This window comes from Myxococcus sp. CA039A (assembly GCF_013336645.1).
GTDB classification, from domain to species: Bacteria; Myxococcota; Myxococcia; order Myxococcales; family Myxococcaceae; genus Myxococcus; species Myxococcus llanfairpwllgwyngyllgogerychwyrndrobwllllantysiliogogogochensis.
Window position 1 is genome coordinate 1 of sequence record NZ_JABUMQ010000808.1, and the last position, 421, is coordinate 421.

The 421-nt window shown below is 74.3% G+C and carries 1 protein-coding gene; it reads left to right on the forward strand.

Features of this window, described 5'->3' with window-relative positions:
- Positions 1-9: 9 nt before the first annotated feature.
- Positions 10-421, forward strand: a 412-nt coding sequence (locus HR086_RS47695; protein WP_217442281.1) for a hypothetical protein, incomplete at its 3' end; no start/stop codon positions are given.

Genomic DNA, 421 nt, shown 5'->3' on the forward strand with positions numbered 1-421 from the left:
GAAGAAGGCATGGAAGCTGTTCCGGAACCGGTGCTCGACGAGCACCGCGCATTGCTCGCCGAATACGGCCGCGCGCAGCGGCGCTGCAGCCGCGATCTTGCGGCGCAGGCGCGCCGCATCGAGGATCTGCAGGCCGAAGCGGTGCGGCTGCGGGCGCGCGCGATCGTGGCCGAGACGGCGCTGGCCTATGCGCAGGAAGACCGGCGCGTGCAGGAAGAGGCGCTGCCGGGCCTGCGCCGGCGCCGCGCGCTGGCCCGGCAGGTGGAGGGGCTGACGCACCGCCTGCAGTGCCTGATGCGCGAGGTGCTGCACTGGCAGTGGCATGCCGGGGCGCGCGACACGGCGCCGGGCGTGGCTACGGGCTCCATGCCGGCGCTGGCCGCCGCACCGGAGCTGAGCGGGACGTCCGCCACGATAAGGA